The organism is Ensifer sp. ENS03, assembly GCF_014852035.1.
In the GTDB taxonomy this organism is placed as follows: domain Bacteria; phylum Pseudomonadota; class Alphaproteobacteria; order Rhizobiales; family Rhizobiaceae; genus Ensifer; species Ensifer adhaerens.
Genome location: NZ_JACVAV010000004.1, coordinates 424709 through 441581 on the forward strand (window position 1 = coordinate 424709; position 16873 = coordinate 441581).

General features: G+C 63.1%; 14 protein-coding genes. 3 read left to right on the top strand and 11 right to left on the bottom strand.

All coding sequences use genetic code 11. The annotated features are described in order from the left end of the window. The first annotated feature begins 22 nt into the window (after nt 1–22). Nucleotides 23–2242 (top strand): adenylate/guanylate cyclase domain-containing protein, encoded by a 2220-nt coding sequence (locus IB263_RS18375; RefSeq protein ID WP_060611018.1) that lies wholly within the window; start codon nt 23–25, stop codon nt 2240–2242. 27 nt (nt 2243–2269) lie between these two features. Here the strand turns inward: IB263_RS18375 and IB263_RS18380 are convergent, their stop codons facing one another. The 9 genes from IB263_RS18380 to IB263_RS18420 all read right to left on the bottom strand — a co-directional run bounded on the left by IB263_RS18380 (nt 2270) and on the right by IB263_RS18420 (nt 11462). Beyond that, nucleotides 2270–2773, bottom strand: coding sequence for a YHS domain-containing (seleno)protein (locus IB263_RS18380; protein WP_234824600.1), 504 nt, complete (start codon nt 2771–2773; stop codon nt 2270–2272). A gap of 22 nt (nt 2774–2795) precedes the next feature. After that, nucleotides 2796–3386 carry an ankyrin repeat domain-containing protein gene (locus tag IB263_RS18385; RefSeq protein ID WP_034802356.1) on the bottom strand — a complete coding sequence of 197 codons (591 nt, stop codon included), beginning with the start codon at nt 3384–3386 and terminating at the stop codon, nt 2796–2798. Nucleotides 3387–3518: 132 nt separating this feature from the next. Then, entirely contained in the window at nt 3519–4178 is a 660-nt protein-coding gene (locus IB263_RS18390; RefSeq protein ID WP_034802354.1) for an aspartate/glutamate racemase family protein, read from the bottom strand. Next, nucleotides 4175–5638, bottom strand: coding sequence for an MFS transporter (locus tag IB263_RS18395; RefSeq protein WP_034802351.1), 1464 nt, complete (start codon nt 5636–5638; stop codon nt 4175–4177). The genes IB263_RS18390 and IB263_RS18395 overlap by 4 nt, the downstream gene beginning before the upstream one ends. Before the next feature lie 292 nt (nt 5639–5930). Continuing rightward, complete coding sequence (locus tag IB263_RS18400) at nt 5931–6773, bottom strand: MurR/RpiR family transcriptional regulator (protein WP_034802348.1); 843 nt, start codon at nt 6771–6773, stop codon at nt 5931–5933. A gap of 122 nt (nt 6774–6895) precedes the next feature. Next, nucleotides 6896–7816, bottom strand: a complete 921-nt coding sequence (gene ppk2 / locus IB263_RS18405) for a polyphosphate kinase 2 (RefSeq protein WP_192438812.1) — start codon at nt 7814–7816, stop codon at nt 6896–6898. A 116-nt stretch (nt 7817–7932) separates the two neighbouring features. Next, nucleotides 7933–9408 carry an aldehyde dehydrogenase family protein gene (locus tag IB263_RS18410; RefSeq protein ID WP_192438813.1) on the bottom strand — a complete coding sequence of 492 codons (1476 nt, stop codon included), beginning with the start codon at nt 9406–9408 and terminating at the stop codon, nt 7933–7935. Between the two features lie 63 nt (nt 9409–9471). Continuing rightward, nucleotides 9472–10716, bottom strand: coding sequence for an MFS transporter (locus tag IB263_RS18415; protein ID WP_192438814.1), 1245 nt, complete (start codon nt 10714–10716; stop codon nt 9472–9474). Between the two features lie 257 nt (nt 10717–10973). Beyond that, nucleotides 10974–11462 (bottom strand): DMT family transporter, encoded by a 489-nt coding sequence (locus IB263_RS18420; RefSeq protein WP_060521346.1) that lies wholly within the window; start codon nt 11460–11462, stop codon nt 10974–10976. Between the two features lie 80 nt (nt 11463–11542). On the opposite strand from IB263_RS18420, the gene IB263_RS18425 reads away from it, so the two are divergent. Beyond that, complete coding sequence (locus tag IB263_RS18425) at nt 11543–12472, top strand: LysR family transcriptional regulator (protein ID WP_246811034.1); 930 nt, start codon at nt 11543–11545, stop codon at nt 12470–12472. A 74-nt stretch (nt 12473–12546) separates the two neighbouring features. Here IB263_RS18425 and IB263_RS18430 read toward each other — a convergent pair whose 3' ends face one another. Further along, entirely contained in the window at nt 12547–13551 is a 1005-nt protein-coding gene (locus tag IB263_RS18430; RefSeq protein ID WP_371813730.1) for a Tim44 domain-containing protein, read from the bottom strand. Between the two features lie 241 nt (nt 13552–13792). Continuing rightward, nucleotides 13793–15388, bottom strand: a complete 1596-nt coding sequence (locus IB263_RS18435; protein ID WP_192438815.1) for a GMC family oxidoreductase — start codon at nt 15386–15388, stop codon at nt 13793–13795. Nucleotides 15389–15719: 331 nt separating this feature from the next. Between IB263_RS18435 and IB263_RS18440 the strand changes: the two genes are divergently transcribed. After that, the gene (locus IB263_RS18440) at nt 15720–16664 is read left to right on the top strand and encodes a LysR family transcriptional regulator (RefSeq protein WP_060521343.1); all 945 of its coding nucleotides are present in this window, start codon (nt 15720–15722) and stop codon (nt 16662–16664) included. Nucleotides 16665–16873 lie beyond the last annotated feature (209 nt).

The following is a 16873-nucleotide window of genomic DNA, read 5'->3' on the forward strand; positions in this document are numbered from 1 at the left end:
ATCGCACGTTGAGAGCCCGTCGATGGAGCGCCGTCTCGCAGCCGTCCTGATCGCGGATGTCGTCGGTTACAGCCGCTTGAGCCGGCTGGACGAGGAAGGGACGCGCTTGCGATTCCAGTCGGATCTCGGCGATATTCTCGAGCCGCTTTTCCGCGAGCATCACGGGCGTCTGGTGAAGACGATGGGCGATGGCCTGCTCGTCGAATTCCGCAGCGTTGTCGACGCGACCCAATGCGCAGTCGAGATCCAGCGGCGCAAGGCGGAGGCGGAAGCCGACAAGGCGCCAAATGGCGAGAGGCTGGACTTCCGCATCGGCATCAATCTTGGCGACATCATCGTCGAGGGTGACGACATCCATGGCGACGGCGTCAACATCGCCGATCGGGTCCAGGGACTTGCCGAGCCGGGTGGTATTGCGATCTCCGGCACGGCTTACGACCAGGTCAGCTCCAAGCTGAAAGTCGGATTTGCGTCCCTGGGTCAACAGACGGTCAAGGGGCTTGCCGAGCCGATCCGGGTTTACCGGGTCCTCCTCGATCCGGGGGCCGCCGGCAGGACGGTTGTCGAGAAGCCTCGACGCAATGCGGCCTGGGTGAAGGGATCGGTCGTTGGTCTCGTCGCGATTGCGCTGTCGACTGCGGTCGCCTGGTGGCAGCCGTGGACGTGGATCGGGCAGGAGGGGATGGCGCAGCGCTTCGCCTATCCGCTGCCGGACCAGCCTTCGGTTGCCGTGCTGCCCTTCATCAATGTCAGCGGCGACAGCGATCACGACCATTTGGCCGAGGGGCTGACGGACGATCTCATCACAGAACTCTCGAAAGTGTCCGGCCTCTTTGTCATCGCGCGCCATTCGGTGTTCGCGCTGAAGGGCAGTACCGACAAGATCCAGGACGTGGCCGCCGAGCTTGGCGTACACTATGTGCTGGAGGGCACGCTGCAGCGGGCGGACCAGCGGTTGCGCATCAACGTCAAGCTGATCGATGCGATGAGCGGTCTTTCGCTCTGGGCCGAGCGCTACGATCGGCAATACGCCGACCTCTTTGCGGTTCAGGACGACGTGATCGGCAAGATCATCGCAGCGCTCGAGGTCAAGCTCAGCGAGGGCGAACGCGACCAGCTGGCGCGCATTCCGACGGACAATCTCGAGGCCTACGACAACTACATGCGCGCCGAGCAGCAGGGCTTGATCTGGCGCGACGTCGACACCTATCGCCAGACGCTTTCCTATTATCAGCGGGCGATCGATCTCGATCCGAAATTCGCCGATGCGCATGCCGGTATCGCCCGGGTCGCCGTCGACGTCTGGCGCAACGACTACAACTATCTCTGGTCCGCGGCCGTGGCGCGCAAGATCGCCTATGATGCGGCGGGACAGGCCCTGAAGCTCGACGCCAACAACGCCCGCGCCCATACCGTGCTGGCGCTGCTGCAGCTGGTGGACGGCCGTCCCCTTGAGGCAAAGGAATCGGCGCTTCGAGCCGTCTCGGCGCAGCCGGGGGATGCCGAGGCGCTCGCCAATCTGGCGCTGATACTGGCCCAGACCGGTGAACACGAGCAGGCGCTCGACGATATCGAGCGGGCGCTGAGGCTTGATCCGTCGCCATCTTCGAGCCTGCAGCTGCTTTCGGGCATCGTCTATTACACGACGCGTCACCTTGAGAAGGCGATCCCGCTGATCGAAGCGGCCGGCGCATCCTTGCCAAAGGCGGAGGCGGTGCGGGAGTATCTGGCGTCGGCCTATGCCCAGCGCGGCGACCAGCAGAGTGCGGCCGCCGAAGCGGCCGAGCTGTTGAAGCTCTTCCCGGACACGAACCTGAGCTACTACGGCTATCTCTACGACTACTGGCGCGAAGAGGATCTCTATCGCCACCTCTTCGGCCTTCGCGTCGCCGGTATTCCGGAATGGCCCTTCGGCTTCGTCGGCGCCGCCAGCGACCGGCTCGGCCCGGCCGAGCTGAAACAACTGACCACCGACAAGACCTGGGTCGGCGTGCACAAGAACGGCACGGGCTTTGCGCAGTTCTTCGACAAGGACGGCAACACCGCCTATCGCACCAGCAACACCAACATCACCGGTCGGATTGAAGTGAAGGGCAACCAGCTCTGCGAAAAATATGACGGCTATTTTCTCGACCGCATGGTCTGCGGCTATGTCTACCGCAATACGGCAAAGGGCGAGCGCACGGCGGACTACATCAATGTCACGCCGCAGTCGCTGAAGTTCTTCTCGATCGAGAAGTGACGGTTGTCATCGCCGAGCCGCCGGCCTTCAGGGCCGGGGCTGCGTCCAGTTGATGTTCGCCTTCTCGGTGAGCAACGTCTGCTCGACCTCGGACCAGTGCTTGCGCGAATCGACCACCTTGTTCGGGTTCTTCACCAGTCCGTCGGCTGCGCCCGGATCGTAGCTGAGATAGAGCTTGTCCTTGATGATGCGCCAGGCCTTGGGATCGATGTTGGTCGTGACCGTGCCGAAGGAGACCCCATCGGCGCAGTAGCCGCCATATTGCGGCGCATAGCGGGTCGGCTCCTTGATGAACTGGTCGCGATGCTCGGCGCTGGCAAACTGCCAGGTGGCGCCAAGCCAGCGATAGCTGAATTCGGGTGATCCTTCGACAGCCTTGTTCTCGGTGAAATAGGCGACGGGATCGTAACCCTTGATCGCCACGTCACCAAAGTAGCCGGTGTTCACGGGCTCTTCTGCCAGTGACGGGACGGCCGGCGCAAGGAACGCCGCTGACGCCGCGATTATAAATCGTATGGAGTGTCGAGACATGCCGTTTCCTCCGTTTCCGGATCTATTGACGTTTCGTGCATTCGCCGTAGAGCCATTCGCCGACAAGCTCGGCCTTCTGGCAGGTGGCGCCGGCCTTCAACAGAAGTTCGGCGGCCGGCCAGTAGGACCGCCAGCCGGCCTGGGTGAGCGGCGTATAGCCATTGCGCTCCTTGGCTTCGATGTCTGCCTTGTTGGCAAGCAGGAAGGCGACCACTTCGGCGTGGCCCTCTTCGGCCGCCGCATGCAGCGGCGACATCTTGTAGAAGTTGGCGACGTCGTTGACCGCCGCGCCCTTGGCGACGAGTAGTTTGACGGTTTCGAGATTGCCGCCATAGGCCGCGGCGTGAAGCGCGGTGAGACCGCCCTTGTTGCGGATCTCGATGTCGTTGCCGCGGTCGATGAGAAGGGCGACGACCTCGGCGCGACCCTTGAGAGCGGCAATCAACAGCGCCGGTTCACCGGCCGCATCCGGCTCGGTTATATCGGTTCCCTGATCGAGCAACTGTTTGACGCGTTCCGTGTCGCCGTCCCGTGCCGCGTCATGCAAAGGACCCGCGTTCGCCGCCGCGGCGAAGAACGCCACCGCGACTAGCGAAGCAAAGAGAGATTTCATCGCGTAACCTCCGCCCCAGCTTCGGTCTCGCCAATTAGGAAGGGCGAAAATACCACAGGGCGGCCGGCGGAAACAGGCATTAGCGCCGCCCGATCCATACTCCTTTTGGGTGTCTGCGATGAGGAATGCCTGTCAGGCGGCGACCTGCATCAGGTCGAGCATGCGGCCGATTGCGCTCGGGATGGGGGCGATAATCGGCGTCGAAAACATCGGCTGGAGCTCGTCGGCCGCCTGGCCGAGCGGGCCGCCGCCGATGATGACGGCCTCGGCGCCGTCGAGCTCGATGCATTGGCGGACCGCCTCGCCGAGAGCCGAAAGCAGCCGATCCGGGTGGGCGGAAAGCGCCAGCGGATCACCCGAAGTGCAACGGATGCCGGTATATTGTTCCCAGACGCCGAGATCGCGGGCGCGGTCGTCGATCGCCTGGATCAGTTCCGGCGTCGTGGTGGCGACGCCGAATTTGCGGCCGCCCTGTGAGGCCTCGATCATCGAGGCCTCACAGATTCCGATGACGGGGATATCGAGCCGGTGCTTGAGCGCGGCAAGGCCGGGATCGCCGAAGGCGCTGACGACGATGCCGAGGCATCCGACCTCATGCTTTTCGCCGATCTCGACGACCTCGGCAGCGGATGCGTCCAGCTGCTCCGGTGTGACGATCATCGGCGGGTTCCGCATGGCCGTGGCGACTGCCACGGCCATGCGTCCTGATGCTGCCCGGCGTGCGATGGCGACCATCATGTCGCTGGTGGCACGCGAACTGTTCGGGTTGATCAGAAGGATATGTGCGCTCACGTTCTCAGTTCCACGCCGACTTTGATTTCAGAAGTGTCAGCCTTTGCCAGGTCGGCATCGGCAGGCTGGGTGAGGTCTTCCATCGACATGCCGTAGGTTTCGGGGCCGAGCTGGATGCAGAAGGCAAAGACCGCATACATGCCTGCGGCAAGCCCGAAGACACCGACCATGCCGTAGACGTCGAAGAGGGCGCCGGCGATGGTGGGGACGAAGGAACCCGCGGCCGAACCGGTTGCCAGGATCAGCGCCACGCCGAAGGCGCGGATGCGGGTCGGAAAGAGTTCGGGCGCATAGATCCAGATCGAGGTGTTGAGCAGCAGCACGAAGAACTGGAAGATCGCGCCGAACATCAGCACCAGATAGATGTTGGTGCCGAGATAGGCGATCGAAACCGCCGCAAGGCAGGCGAACACGGCGCCGAGCGTCAGCACCTTCTTGCGCGGGAAGTAGTAGCCGAACATCGAGGCGGCGATGGCACCAAGCACGCTGCCGCTCTGGATGATCATGCTGTAGAGCAGGCTGCCCTGCAGCGTATAGCCCATGGAGACGAAGATGATCGGCATCAGCGTCAGCACCGAAAGCTGGGCGCCGTAGCTCATCAGGATGGCGATGGCGACGGGGATCGTGCGGCCGATGAAGGGCGCGCGGAAGAGTTCCTTCCAGTCGCTCTTGGCCGGCTCTTCGTCTTTCAGGTGATCCTTGGTCAGATACTCCTGGACCTTGAGATTGCGCGGGCGTAACGAGCCGGAGGCAAGGATGGAGAGCACCTTGTTGGCTTCGTCGATCTTGCCCTGTGAAGCCAGGAAGCGCGGGGTCTCCGGCACGAAGCGGCGATAGAAGACGACGAGCAGAGCCGGGAGCGCGAGGGCGGCGAAGAGCCAGCGCCAGCTGTTTTCACCCGGGAAGAGGGTGAAGATCATCAGGCCGAAGGCGGGCGCCAGGAAGTTGCCGAAGCCGCCGGCGCCGACATTGACGAGGCCGGCCGCCGTGCCGCGGAATTTCGGCGAGCAGAATTCCGACAGCATGGTAACGGCCGTCGAGATTTCGCCGCCGACGCCGAAGCCAACGATGGCACGGGCAAAGCAGAGCGTGGCGAAGTTCGGCGCCATGGCGCAGGCGGCCGAGCCAATGGTGAAGAGCAGGAGGTTGATGGTCAGCATCACGCGTCGGCCGTAGCGGTCGCCGAGGATGCCTGAAAGCAGGCGGCCGATCGCCGCGCTGCCGAAGGTGATGGTGTTGAGGAAACCGATGTCGGTGCCGGTAAGGCCCCAATGTTCTTTCAGGATCGGGCCGGCAACGCCGATGGTGTTCTGTTCGAAGCTGTCGAACAGGCAGCCGATGAGCACGAGGGCGAGAATTTGCTTGTGGGCGCCGGTGACGCCGATCTTGGTGAAGGCTGATTCCAACTGTCTGATGACCGGCGATGACCTGCCGGACGGTACCATATTTTCCGCTGCCATGGTTCGTTCCCCTTTATGGCTTAACAACGTGAAAATGTGAAAACTCAGTTTCATGAAATCTACATCATGAAATCTGAGTTTCATAGGAGATTCTATGATGCGCTGCGAAAGGAAATGGCCGCTCGCAACCCAGGCTATGGAATGCAGATTTCGTGCCACTCGGTGGGAAACGACAGTTTCTCGTTTGCCGTCAAAAGCTTGGCGACAAATTGCACTCTAACGGGCGGTTGAAACCCAGATTTCTTGTGCTCGAAAAATGTTCTGCCGTTTCAGGCAAATGCCCAATCGGCGCTCACAATTCGTCGAGCGCGTCGTTGATCGCCTCGATGCCGCGCAGGCGGTTTCGGCCGGCGGGACCGGCGATTTCGATGCAACGCGTGGTGAGCAGATGGCAGAGCGCCATCACAGAGACGTGGTTGAACAGGGGCCCCGGCGCTAGCGTCTGGCAGCGGAAATGCCATTCTGCCTGGTTGAGGAAGGGAACGCCTTCGTCGGTGATATAGAGCAGCCTTGCGCCCGATTTTTCGAGCTGCGCGAGGATCGGTTCCATCAATGTGACGCGCCGGCGCAGGCCGAAAAGGATGACGACGTCGTCGTTGTTGATGCTGACCAGATGTTCGCCGAGCGTCTGGCCGCCGCCGGGAATGGCCGAGATGTGCTCGACCACCTGTGTCATCTGCCATTGCAGATAGGTGGCGAAGGAATGGCTGGCGCGAAAGCCGATGACCCAGACTTTGCGGGCGCCAAGGATGGCGGTTGCCGCCGCCGTCACCTGGGTTTCGGAAATGGCGAGAAAGGTCGCTTCGATATTGGCCACGCCCTGCGCCACATGGGACGTGAGCGACTGCTCGCCGCCGCTGTCGGTGGCGGTTGCAAGGAACAGGCGCGAACCGGTCTGCTTGTCGGCGCGGGCATGCCGACGCGCTTCTTCGTAATTGTCGTAGCCGAGCCGCTGGATGAAGCGAGAGACCGTCGCCTTCGACACATGTGCGAGCGCCGCCAGTTCCTGGGCTGAGTAGCTGGCGACCTCGCCTGGAAAATCGCAGAGGAAGTCGCCCAGCCGCCGCTCGGCCGGATGCAGTTCCGGCAGCACTTGGCGAACACGGGTGAGGAAGGAACGTTCTTTCGGGCTCATGCGATGTCCATGAAACTGGCGTTTCACGGCAATCTCTGATTTTCGCGGGGATATTGCAAGCGAGGCGGGCGGATGCCGCCTTGCTTTCAACGGCTGCAGACGCGGGCAGTTGCCCGCGTACGTCAGTATTTTGACGGCACGTAGAGTTCCGGCGGCAGAACCTTGCGCTCGTAATCCGGGTTGAAGACGCGTTCCGGTAGGGAGATTTCCTCGTGCGGCACGTCCTCGTAGGGGATCTGCCTCAACAGGTGGTCGATGCAGTTCAGACGGGCGCGCTTCTTGTCGTTGCCTTCGACGATATGCCAGGGCGCTTCCGGGATGTTGGTTCGGGCGAAGGTCTCCTCCTTGGCCTTGGTGTAACCTTCCCAGCGCACCCGCGACTGCAGATCCATCGGCGACAGCTTCCACTGCTTCAACGGGTCGTGAATGCGCACCAGGAAGCGCATCTGCTGCTCCTCGTCGGTGATCGAGAACCAGTACTTCACCAGCCGGATGCCGGAGCGAACCAGCATGCGCTCGAATTCCGGCACGTCGTCGAAGAACTGCTCGACCTGGTCCTCGGTGGCGAAGCCCATGACGCGCTCGACGCCGGAGCGGTTGTACCAGGAGCGGTCGAAGAGCACGATCTCGCCGCCGGCCGGCAGGTGCGGCACGTAGCGCTGGAAATACCATTGCGTCTTTTCGCGGTCGGACGGTGCCGGCAGCGCGACGACACGCACGACGCGGGGATTGAGCCTCTGGGTGATGCGCTTGATGACGCCGCCTTTGCCAGCGGAATCGCGGCCCTCGAAGATCACCACCACCTTTTCCTTGTGATGGACCACCCAGTCCTGAAGCTTGATCAGCTCCGACTGCAACTTCAGCAGCGAGCGGAAGTAATCGATGCGCGGGATCGATGGCGGGTGGCTCTTGCGGTAGATCTTGCGGATCTCTTCCGACAGCGCCGGTTCGGAAAGCTCGAGTTCGTAGTCCTCGTCGAGCGTGTCGGCCAGTTCTGCTTCCAGCCAGTCCTGCGTTTCGATCTCGTCGTTCGACTTGTTCATCTGACCCTCCGGATTGCGTGTGTTCGACGACAACTTTGCGTGATGCCATCGTTAGTCGGCTTATTTCACAGCCGCATGAAGGGAATTTGACGCTGACCTCCACGCCCCGATCGGTGCTATCCCTTGATGTACCAGCCCCAGGGCTCGTCGGCGTCGAAACTGGTGATCTGCTTGGTCTCCAGATAATTGGAAAGGCCCCAGCGGCCGAGCTCACGGCCGATGCCCGATTGCTTGTAGCCACCCCAGGGTGCTTCGGTGAAGGTCGGCTGCGAGCAGTTGATCCAGACGATGCCAGCGCGAAAAGCGCGGGCGACGCGCTCGCAGCGGTCCCTGTCGGCCGACATGACGGCGGCTGCAAGACCGAAGCGGCTGTCGTTGGCCATGCGGATCGCGTCGGCCTCTTCGCCAAACGGCTTGACGCAGACGACCGGACCAAAGATCTCCTCGCGCCAGACGTAACTGTCTTCGCGCATATCGGTCAGCACTGTCGGTTCGATGAAGTAGCCGCTGTTGAGGCCGGCCGGGCGGCCGCCGCCGGCAGCCACCGTGGCGCCGTCCTGGCGGGCGCGGTCGATCGCGCCCATGATCTTGTCGTACTGACCCTTCGAGACGATCGGCCCGAGCAACGTGCCCTCGTCGAGGCCGTTGCCGATGGTGATTTTTGCTGCCTCCTCGCAGAGGCGCTTGACGACGGTCTCGTAGATCGTCTCCTCGACGAGCACGCGCGAGGTCGCCGAGCAGACCTGGCCCTGGTTCCAGAAGATGCCGAACATGATCCATTCGACGGCCTTGTCGATGTCGCTGTCGGCAAAGACGACGAAGGGTGACTTGCCGCCGAGTTCGAGGCTGACATTCTTGATGTCCTGGGCACCGGCCATCATCACCTTGCGGCCGGTGACGACGGAGCCGGTGAAGGCAAGCTTGTCGACCAGCGGATGCTCGGTCAGCGGCTGGCCGGCGTCCTGGCCGGTGCCGGTGAGGATGTTGAGCACGCCGGCCGGCAGCCCGACTTCCTCGGCGATGACGCCGAGCTCAAGTGCTGTCAGCGGTGTCAGCTCCGACGGTTTGAGCACGATGGTGCAGCCGGCGGCCAGCGCCGGCGCCACCTTCCACGACACCATCAGCAACGGATAGTTCCACGGGGTGATCGCGCCGACGACGCCCAGCGGTTCGCGCACGGCGCGTGACGTGAAGCGGCTGTCGCCGACGGCGATCGCCTCAGGGCTGGTGTCCAGTTCCTCGGCGAGGCCGGCATAATAGCGGAAGCAGCCTGCAGCATCGTCGATGTCCCACAATGCTTCCGGCAGCGGCTTGCCGTTGTCGGCGACTTCGAGCCGGGCCAGCGAGTGGCGCTTTTCCTCGATCTTGGCGGCGATTGCACGCAGATAGGCGGCGCGCTCGCTGCCCGAAAGCTTTGGCCAGGGGCCGCTGTCGAAGGCGATGCGGGCCGCCTTTGCGGCCCTGTCCACGTCTTCGTAAGTTGCCGCAGGCGCACGATGGATGATCTCCTCCGTCGCCGGATCGATCACGTCGAGCGTGCCGCCGCGCCGCGGTTTTTCCCATTTGCCATCGATGAACAACCGGTCCTGCATGCAATACCCCTTTATAGCCCGGTGCGAGTATGGCCAGTCAAAGTGAAACACGCCAGCCGTAAGTTACGGCTGGCGTTGATCTTTTTGCCGCGAGACACTGCTCTGACGGTCGGTCGCCGACCCGCGCCACGCGAGGAACGGCAGAACCGGAAGCACGGCGCAGGCGCTGGCAAAGAGCCAGAACTGCCCGAGGGTCACGAGATCGCTGGTATAGAAGGCTCCCGAGACGATGCCGGCGATCAAGCAGGCATCCATGAGCGGCAAGCTCACGGCATAAAACACTGCCTGGCGCTCCAGGGACAGGCAGCGTTGCACAAGGGTAAAGTAGGTGGAGAAAGCGATCATCTCCGGTATGCCGCCGACGATCAGCAGTCCGCTGGCCACCAGGGAGTTGGGGGCAAAAATCAGCGCAAAGGTCGAAAGGCCCTCGAGCAGGCTGGAGAGGAGATAGGCGCGAAGCAGCGCCTGCGTACTGGTCAAAGCTCCCGCCAATCGGTGCGAGACGACGGCACCAATCAGGGCGCCGGCGCCCTGTGCCGCCAGAAGCAAGGTCCACATCGCCGGGCCGAGATGAAACTGGTCACGATTGAGCCAGAACAGGAACGGCTGCAGTGCCCCGAGCGAGACCATGTAGCCGAAGGCCGGGAGCAGCAAAGCCCAGAGCAAGGGGGTCTCGCGAAACATCGCAAGGGTTTCCCGTCCGAAGCCCGATGCGTGCGAGGGTGCCGCGTTCTCTTGCACCGGCTTGTCGCGTGGTTGAAGCACCAGCAGAAGGGCTGCCCCGATCTGGGCAAGGGACAGCGCAAGAAGGGTTGTCACGATCGAGGTGGAGGCAGCTGCCAGACCCGCCGCCGGCGGACCGAAAATCTTGGCGAAGCGGTCGATCGCCTGGAAGGCGGTGTTGGCCTCCATGTTGCGGCCGGCTGGAACGACGGCGGCGCGCAGCATCAACAGACCCGGCGTGACCACTGCGTCCGCAGCGCCGATGACCACGACGATCATGTGCAATGTCATTGCGTCCGGCGCGAACGCAAGGCCGGGAATGGCGATGGCGGTCACCGACAGGCAGCACAGCACCGGAAGCTGCGGGCCGCTGCGTCGTAGGAGCGAGGCGACGATTGGCGCAAGCAGGAGGCTCGGCAGCAGACGCAAGGCAAGACTGCCGACCAGTTCCGCACCGGCGCCGAAGCGGCTTGCAACGACGAGCGGCAACGCGGCGACGAGCATCCAGGAGCAGAAGGAATCGACGGTGAGGACGAGGCTGATGCGCCGGAAGGCGGCATCGCCCCAAAGATTGGAATTGTCCATAGGAGAGCCCGATGAGACGCAATCGATCTCGGGTCTGCTGTATTGGGCAGGTTTGATGAGATCGAACGCGAACAGGATAAGCCCGCGCAAGAGGCGGACGGTTCTGGGCTCACAGATGCAAGCCCCGCCTTGCGGGGCAAATCAGGCCATCAAATGGGGTTCGCTCGACATGGTCAGCCATCTACCATGGGTGCTTCTCAGGTGACAAGCGGCAGCCTTGATCGTCATGGCTGCCGCTGCCGAGATGCGGCTCTGTGCTATCGCGGCGCGTTGGCCAAGGCCGGCGTGACATTGGCGATCTGGGTGATCACCATGCCGCCGACGATGAAGAACAGGCCAGTCAGCCGCGCCGCATTGACCGGCTTTTGCGGGAAACCCATAAGGCCGTAGTGATCGATCAACATGGAAATGACCATCTGGCCGGCGATGACGGCGACAATGAAGCTTGCCGCGCCGAGCTTCGGCGCAAGGAGGAGAGCCGCGGTGATGTAGATCACGCCGGCGAGGCCGCCGACCCAGATCCACCACGGACCCTTGAATGCCACAGCCAGGCTGGGCAACGGCGCTCGGAAGGCAATCAGCATCGGCAGGATGAGCGCGAGACTGACGCCGAGCGAGACGACCGTCGCCCAGAGCGGATGGCCGAGGAGGCGGCCAAGGTTGGCATTGGCGCCGGCCTGGAGGGGGACGACGGCGCCGGCGAAGATCGCCACGGCAAGCAACAGGAGGGAGGAGAGATTGGGCATTGTTTTTCCTTTTTGTTGCGGCGATCCTCCATCATCTATCTTGGGAATGGAAATTCCAATTTTTCACGTGCTATATTCGTATGATGAATAATCTTGGCGCAATCGACCTGAACCTGCTCGTGGTGCTCGACGCGCTCCTGGCGGAGCGCCACGTCTCGCGCGCGGCTCTGCGGTTGAACAAGAGCCAGCCTGCCGTCAGCCATGCGCTGGCGCGGTTGCGCGCTCTGTTCGACGATCCCTTGCTGGTTCGCCATGGCGGCCAGCTCGAGCCGACGGTGCGGGCGCTGGAGATCGCGCCGCAGCTTGCCGAAGCGCTCGCGCATATGCGTCTGCTCATGGGGTCTCATCCGTTCGATCCGGCGCGCGAGCCCCACGTCTTCCGGCTGGCGATGTCCGACTACGCTGCGCTTGTGCTGCTGCCGCAACTGATGACCGTGCTGCGCCGGCAGGCGCCGAACGTCGATCTCCTCGTCAGCCAGGCAAGCCGCGAAGTGATGATGGCACAGGCCGTCGACGGCGAAATCGATCTGGCGCTCGGGGTTTTCCCGACGCTTGCCGAGGATCTGAGGACATCATTGCTGTTCGAGGAGCACTTCGCCTGCCTGGCCGATCGCGCGAGCCTCGGCGGCGAAAAGACGATGGAACTTTCGGCCTATCTGCAGCGGCCGCATATTCTCGTCTCCCTGCGTGGCGATACCGGCAACGAGATCGACCTTGCGCTTTCGGCTATTGGACACAAGCGCCGCATTGCGCTGGCCCTGCCTCATTGGAGTGCGGCGCCGGGTCTCGTTCCCGGAACCGATCTCGTGCTTACGGTTGCGCGCCGGATCCTGCCCCGCGACGGGGAGATCGGGCCGCTCGCCATCTTCGCGCCACCCTTCGCGATCCCGCCCTTCGCCTTCCGGCAGATCTGGCACCGGCGGCGCGACGGCGACCCCGCCCATCGCTGGCTGCGGGATCTGATCACCGGCATCCTCGCGCCGCCGACTGTGGCCCCCGCGGCCGTGTGATTGGACAAGCCTGAAAACGGAAAGGCCCGGTGCGGCGATGCCGACCGGGCCTTTTTTATAGGCTTTGTTGCGCGTCAGTCGTGGCTGACGCCCTGGATCGCCGAAACCTGCCATTCGGCACCCGGCTTTCGCACGAAAGTCCAGAGCTCGACGGCTTCCGTCAGATTGTCCGGATCGCCGCTGATCACCTTGCCGGTGGTGCGGTCGCGCATGACGTCGATGCTCTCGTAGCGCATGGCGACGGTCGCAAATTCGGTTCCGTTTTCCGACCAGGCTTCGGCGACGTCGCCCTGAACGAGGTGCACGTCGCGCACATCGTTCTTGACGCCGCTCGTGGCGTTGTCGCTGAGCTCTTCGGCGAGGTACGACATGGCTTCCGGCGTCGTCAGGCGACGCAGCGTGCCGTAGTCTTCCGCGGCGTAAGCCGCCTGCACGTCCTTCAGCATCTTTTCGAACTGCTCGAGGTCGGACCCCTGGACGCCGATTTCATCGGCCGGGCCGTCGGTGACGGGCGCCGCCTGAGGGGCTGCCTGGGGTCGAGCCTGCGCCTGACCGCTTGCCTGGCCGCCGCCGATGCTCGGGATCTTGAACGACGGCATGCCGTTCGATGGCTGCTGGCCCGACGAGCGCTCGGACGGGCCGGCATAGGCTGTCTGCTGGCGGTTGCGGTTAAAGAAGCGCATGGCGAGCATGATCAGGCCACCGATCAGGAGCATCTGCACGATCAGGCCGAGGAAGCCGGCAGCACCGCCGAAACCGCCGCCCATCAGCATGCCGATGAGGCCGCCAACCATCAGGCCACCGAGCAGCGAACCGCCGAAGCCGCTGAAGAAGCCCGGACGGGCGTTCGGCTGGGTGGCGTTCGGGCGCGTCTGGCCGGCTGCCGGATTGGTTGCGGCCGGGCCTGCGTCCTGGCGCGGCGTCATCGAACGGTCGATCGGTGCCGCGTTGGTCGGCGCGGTACGGGTGACCGGCGGCTGCGAGAAGGTGCGGGTGCCGCGGCTACCGAAGCCGCCGCCCGAACGCCGCGCTTCGGCGACGTCCACAACGGTCAGCGCAACGACCATGCCGATCGCCATCATTGCCAGAGTTCGTCCAAAACGCCCAAATCGCTGCATTGCCATCACAACCCCTAAATCTTGCTTGGGCTCAAACCGAGCCATCAGGACCTGATATAGGGGCTCGACGCCTGAGATTTAAGCTTTTCGCGTCGCTTTTCGGCCAGTTTACCGTTATCCGACACCGCTAGCTGGCCGAATCCGGCGTGGAATCAGCATCTTCGGCGGACGCCCGAGTGCCGCCCGCCCTTGCCGCTGACGCCTAGCGATTGACTGCCAGGATCATCGTCGCCGCCTTTTCGGCGATCATGATCGTCGGCGAATTGGTGTTGCCCGAGGTGATCGTCGGCATGACCGAGGCGTCGGCGATGCGCAATCCCTTCAGACCGCGCAGGCGCAGTTCCGGATCGACGACGCTCTCCGGATCGGCGCCCATGCGGCAGGTCCCAACCGGATGGAAGATCGTCGTGCCGATATCGCCGGCCGCGCGCTTCAGGTCCTCCTCGGTCTCGTAGGACGGGCCCGGCTTGAACTCGACCGGGTTGAAGCGGGCGAACGAGGGTTGCTTGACGATCTGCCGCGTCAACCGGATGGCGCTGACCGCGACATCGCGGTCGGCCTCCGCCGTCAGGTAGCGCGGCCTGATGTCCGGCGCGGCGGCAAAATCCGGACCCTTCAGATGTACCGATCCGCGGCTTTCCGGGCGCAGATTGCAGACGCTGGCGGTGATTGCCGGGAAGGAATGAACCGGCTCGCCGAACTTGTCGAGCGACACCGGCTGCACGTGATACTGCAGATCCGGCGTTTCCTTTTCCGGCCCGGAGCGGGTGAAGATGCCGAGCTGGCTCGGCGCCATTGCCATCGGCCCGGAACGCTTCAGCAGATATTCGAGCCCGATCGACGCCTTGCCGAACAGCGAGTTTGCCTTTTCGTTGAGCGTCGGCACGCCGGTGACCTTGTAGGCCATGCGGAGCTGCAGATGATCCTGCAGGTTTTCGCCGACCCCGGCTCGTTCGTGGCGAAGCTCGATGCCGTTTGCCTGCAGCACGTCACCACGGCCGATGCCGGAGAGTTCGAGGATATGGGGCGAGCCGATCGCGCCGGCGGAGAGCACAGTTTCGCGGGTTGCGCCGGCGCGCTTGACTGTGCCGTCATGCTGGAATTCGACGCCGGCGATGCGATCGCCCTCGATGACCAGCTTGCGCACATGCGCCTTGGTCAGAACTGTGAGGTTGCCGCGCTTCTGCGCCGGGCGCAGGAATGCCTTTGCGGTGTTCCAGCGGATGCCGGAACGCTGGTTGACATCGAAATAACCGGAGCCTTCGTTGCTGCCGCGGTTGAAATCCGGCGTCTCGGGAATGCCGGCTTCGCTTGCCGCCTTCTGAAAAGCGTCGAGCACGTCCCAGCGCACGCGCGCCTTTTCCACCCGCCATTCGCCACCGGCGCCGTGCATCTCGTTGGCACCGCGATAGTGGTCCTCGGATTTCCTGAAGAGCGGCAGCACGTCGTCCCAGCCCCAGCCGGTACAGCCGAGCTGGCGCCAGTGGTCGTAGTCCTCAGCCTGGCCGCGCATATAGATCATGCCGTTGATCGACGAGCAGCCGCCGAGCACCTTGCCGCGGGGATAGCCGAGCGAACGGCCGTTCAGGCCCTCTTCCGCTGCGGTCGTGAAACACCAGTCCGTGCGCGGATTGTTGATGCAATAGAGATAGCCGACCGGAATGTGGATCCAATGGTAGTTGTCGCGGCCGCCGGCTTCGAGCAGCAGCACGCGATGCCCCGGGTTTTCCGAAAGGCGGTTGGCAAGCACGCAGCCGGCGCTACCTGCCCCAACGACGATGAAGTCGTATATGTCCATGGTTCTCCCTCGATATGTACGGCGCGACCCTTCAGATCCCGGGTTCGGGCGACATCGCTCCTTCAGCCGCGCCCCGGCGCCGCATTCTTGAGCTTCGTCATCTTGTCTTCGTCCTGAACCGCCAGCCGCCGCGAACGAACGCAGGAATACTCCGGCGCCGGATGGTGGCCGCCGGGGGCGTTCGTTTCGGTCTGTTCATATTTGGCCAGACATGCTCCTCAGATGTCCGCTCTGACGCGTACAATCGGGAAAAAACCGCTTGGATGCAAGCGTCCGGAACCGTAAATTGCAAAACAGGATCTGTTCATTTTCGGACAGACGGGGAGTAAGCATGAATCCGAATTTCACCTGGGACGATCTGCAGTTCTTTCTGGCGGTGGCCCGCACCGGGCAACTGTCGACGGCGGCGCGGCGCTTGAGGACCAGCCATGCCACGGTGTCTCGTCGCATCGACAGGCTGGAATTCGCGCTCAAGGTCAAGCTGTTCGAGCGCAATCCGCGCGGCTACATCTTGACCGGCATGGGCCAGCGCTTCGTCGAAACCGCCGAGCGGATCGAGCGCGAGACCGAACAGTTGCAGCTCGACATCAATGACGGTCTGACGGCGCAACGCGGCGTCGTCCGTCTCAGCACACTCGAAGGCTTCGGCAACTTCTTTCTGGCCGACCGGCTGGCGGACTTTGCGGCGCGCTATCCGAACGTCTCCCTGGAGATGCTGGCGATCCAGCAGATCATGTCTCTGTCGCGCAAGGAGGCGGATATCCAGGTGGCGCTGACGGCGCCGAAGGCTGGGCCTTACCAATCCGAGGTGCTGACGCCCTATACGCTGCATGTCTATGGCGCGCGCAGCTATCTCTCGAAGCACCCGCCGATCACCGGGCGCAACGATCTCGCCGCACACCGCTTCGTCGGATACATCGACGACATGATCTTCGCGCCGGGTCTCGATTACCTGGGGGAGCTGCAGCCGGGCCTGCATGCCCATTTCCAGAGTTCGAGCATCCTGACGCAGTTGAAGGCCGTGCGGCAGGGGCTGGGCCTTTGCGTCTTGCCACACTTCATCGCGCAGCAGGAAGACGACCTGGAGATCGTTCTGCCGGAAGAGATCGAGCTCAAGCGCACCTACTGGCTGGTTTGCCATAGAGACCTGGTTGCCGTCCCGCGGGTAAGGGCGGTGCGCGAATTCCTGATGCAGAGCGTCAGGGAAAACCGCGGCCATTTCACCCGTGAAATGGCACTGCCGACCACAGACGTTAGGCACCTGTCGCGCTCCTAAATCCTGCCTGATTGTGGCGATATATGATCTTGCAACCAAGGGCAGTGATTTGCGGACCGAAAGACCGTGGTCTCGCGGATCAAAATCGACCTAGTTTATCAACAGCTGGAATTATTCTGTAAATTCAGTGAGTTGTCGATTTTTGAAGTTTTTTTGAACGTGGCTGTTGACGTGTCGGATGTGTGGGGTCTATAAGCCCGATCACTGAC

Excerpts from the sequence above, each read along its gene's own strand:
- IB263_RS18415 (WP_192438814.1), bottom strand. The coding sequence starts at position 10,716 with ATGGACAATTCCAATCTTTGGGGCGATGCCGCCTTCCGGCGCATCAGC.
- IB263_RS18425 (WP_246811034.1), top strand. The coding sequence starts at position 11,543 with ATGATGAATAATCTTGGCGCAATCGACCTGAACCTGCTCGTGGTGCTC.
- IB263_RS18385 (WP_034802356.1), bottom strand. The coding sequence starts at position 3,386 with ATGAAATCTCTCTTTGCTTCGCTAGTCGCGGTGGCGTTCTTCGCCGCG.
- IB263_RS18400 (WP_034802348.1), bottom strand. The coding sequence starts at position 6,773 with ATGAGCCCGAAAGAACGTTCCTTCCTCACCCGTGTTCGCCAAGTGCTG.
- IB263_RS18375 (WP_060611018.1), top strand. The coding sequence starts at position 23 with ATGGAGCGCCGTCTCGCAGCCGTCCTGATCGCGGATGTCGTCGGTTAC.
- IB263_RS18410 (WP_192438813.1), bottom strand. The coding sequence starts at position 9,408 with ATGCAGGACCGGTTGTTCATCGATGGCAAATGGGAAAAACCGCGGCGC.
- ppk2 (WP_192438812.1), bottom strand. The coding sequence starts at position 7,816 with ATGAACAAGTCGAACGACGAGATCGAAACGCAGGACTGGCTGGAAGCA.
- IB263_RS18395 (WP_034802351.1), bottom strand. The coding sequence starts at position 5,638 with ATGGCAGCGGAAAATATGGTACCGTCCGGCAGGTCATCGCCGGTCATC.
- IB263_RS18420 (WP_060521346.1), bottom strand. The coding sequence starts at position 11,462 with ATGCCCAATCTCTCCTCCCTCCTGTTGCTTGCCGTGGCGATCTTCGCC.
- IB263_RS18380 (WP_234824600.1), bottom strand. The coding sequence starts at position 2,773 with ATGTCTCGACACTCCATACGATTTATAATCGCGGCGTCAGCGGCGTTC.
- IB263_RS18435 (WP_192438815.1), bottom strand. The coding sequence starts at position 15,388 with ATGGACATATACGACTTCATCGTCGTTGGGGCAGGTAGCGCCGGCTGC.
- IB263_RS18430 (WP_371813730.1), bottom strand. The coding sequence starts at position 13,551 with ATGGCGATCGGCATGGTCGTTGCGCTGACCGTTGTGGACGTCGCCGAA.
- IB263_RS18440 (WP_060521343.1), top strand. The coding sequence starts at position 15,720 with ATGAATCCGAATTTCACCTGGGACGATCTGCAGTTCTTTCTGGCGGTG.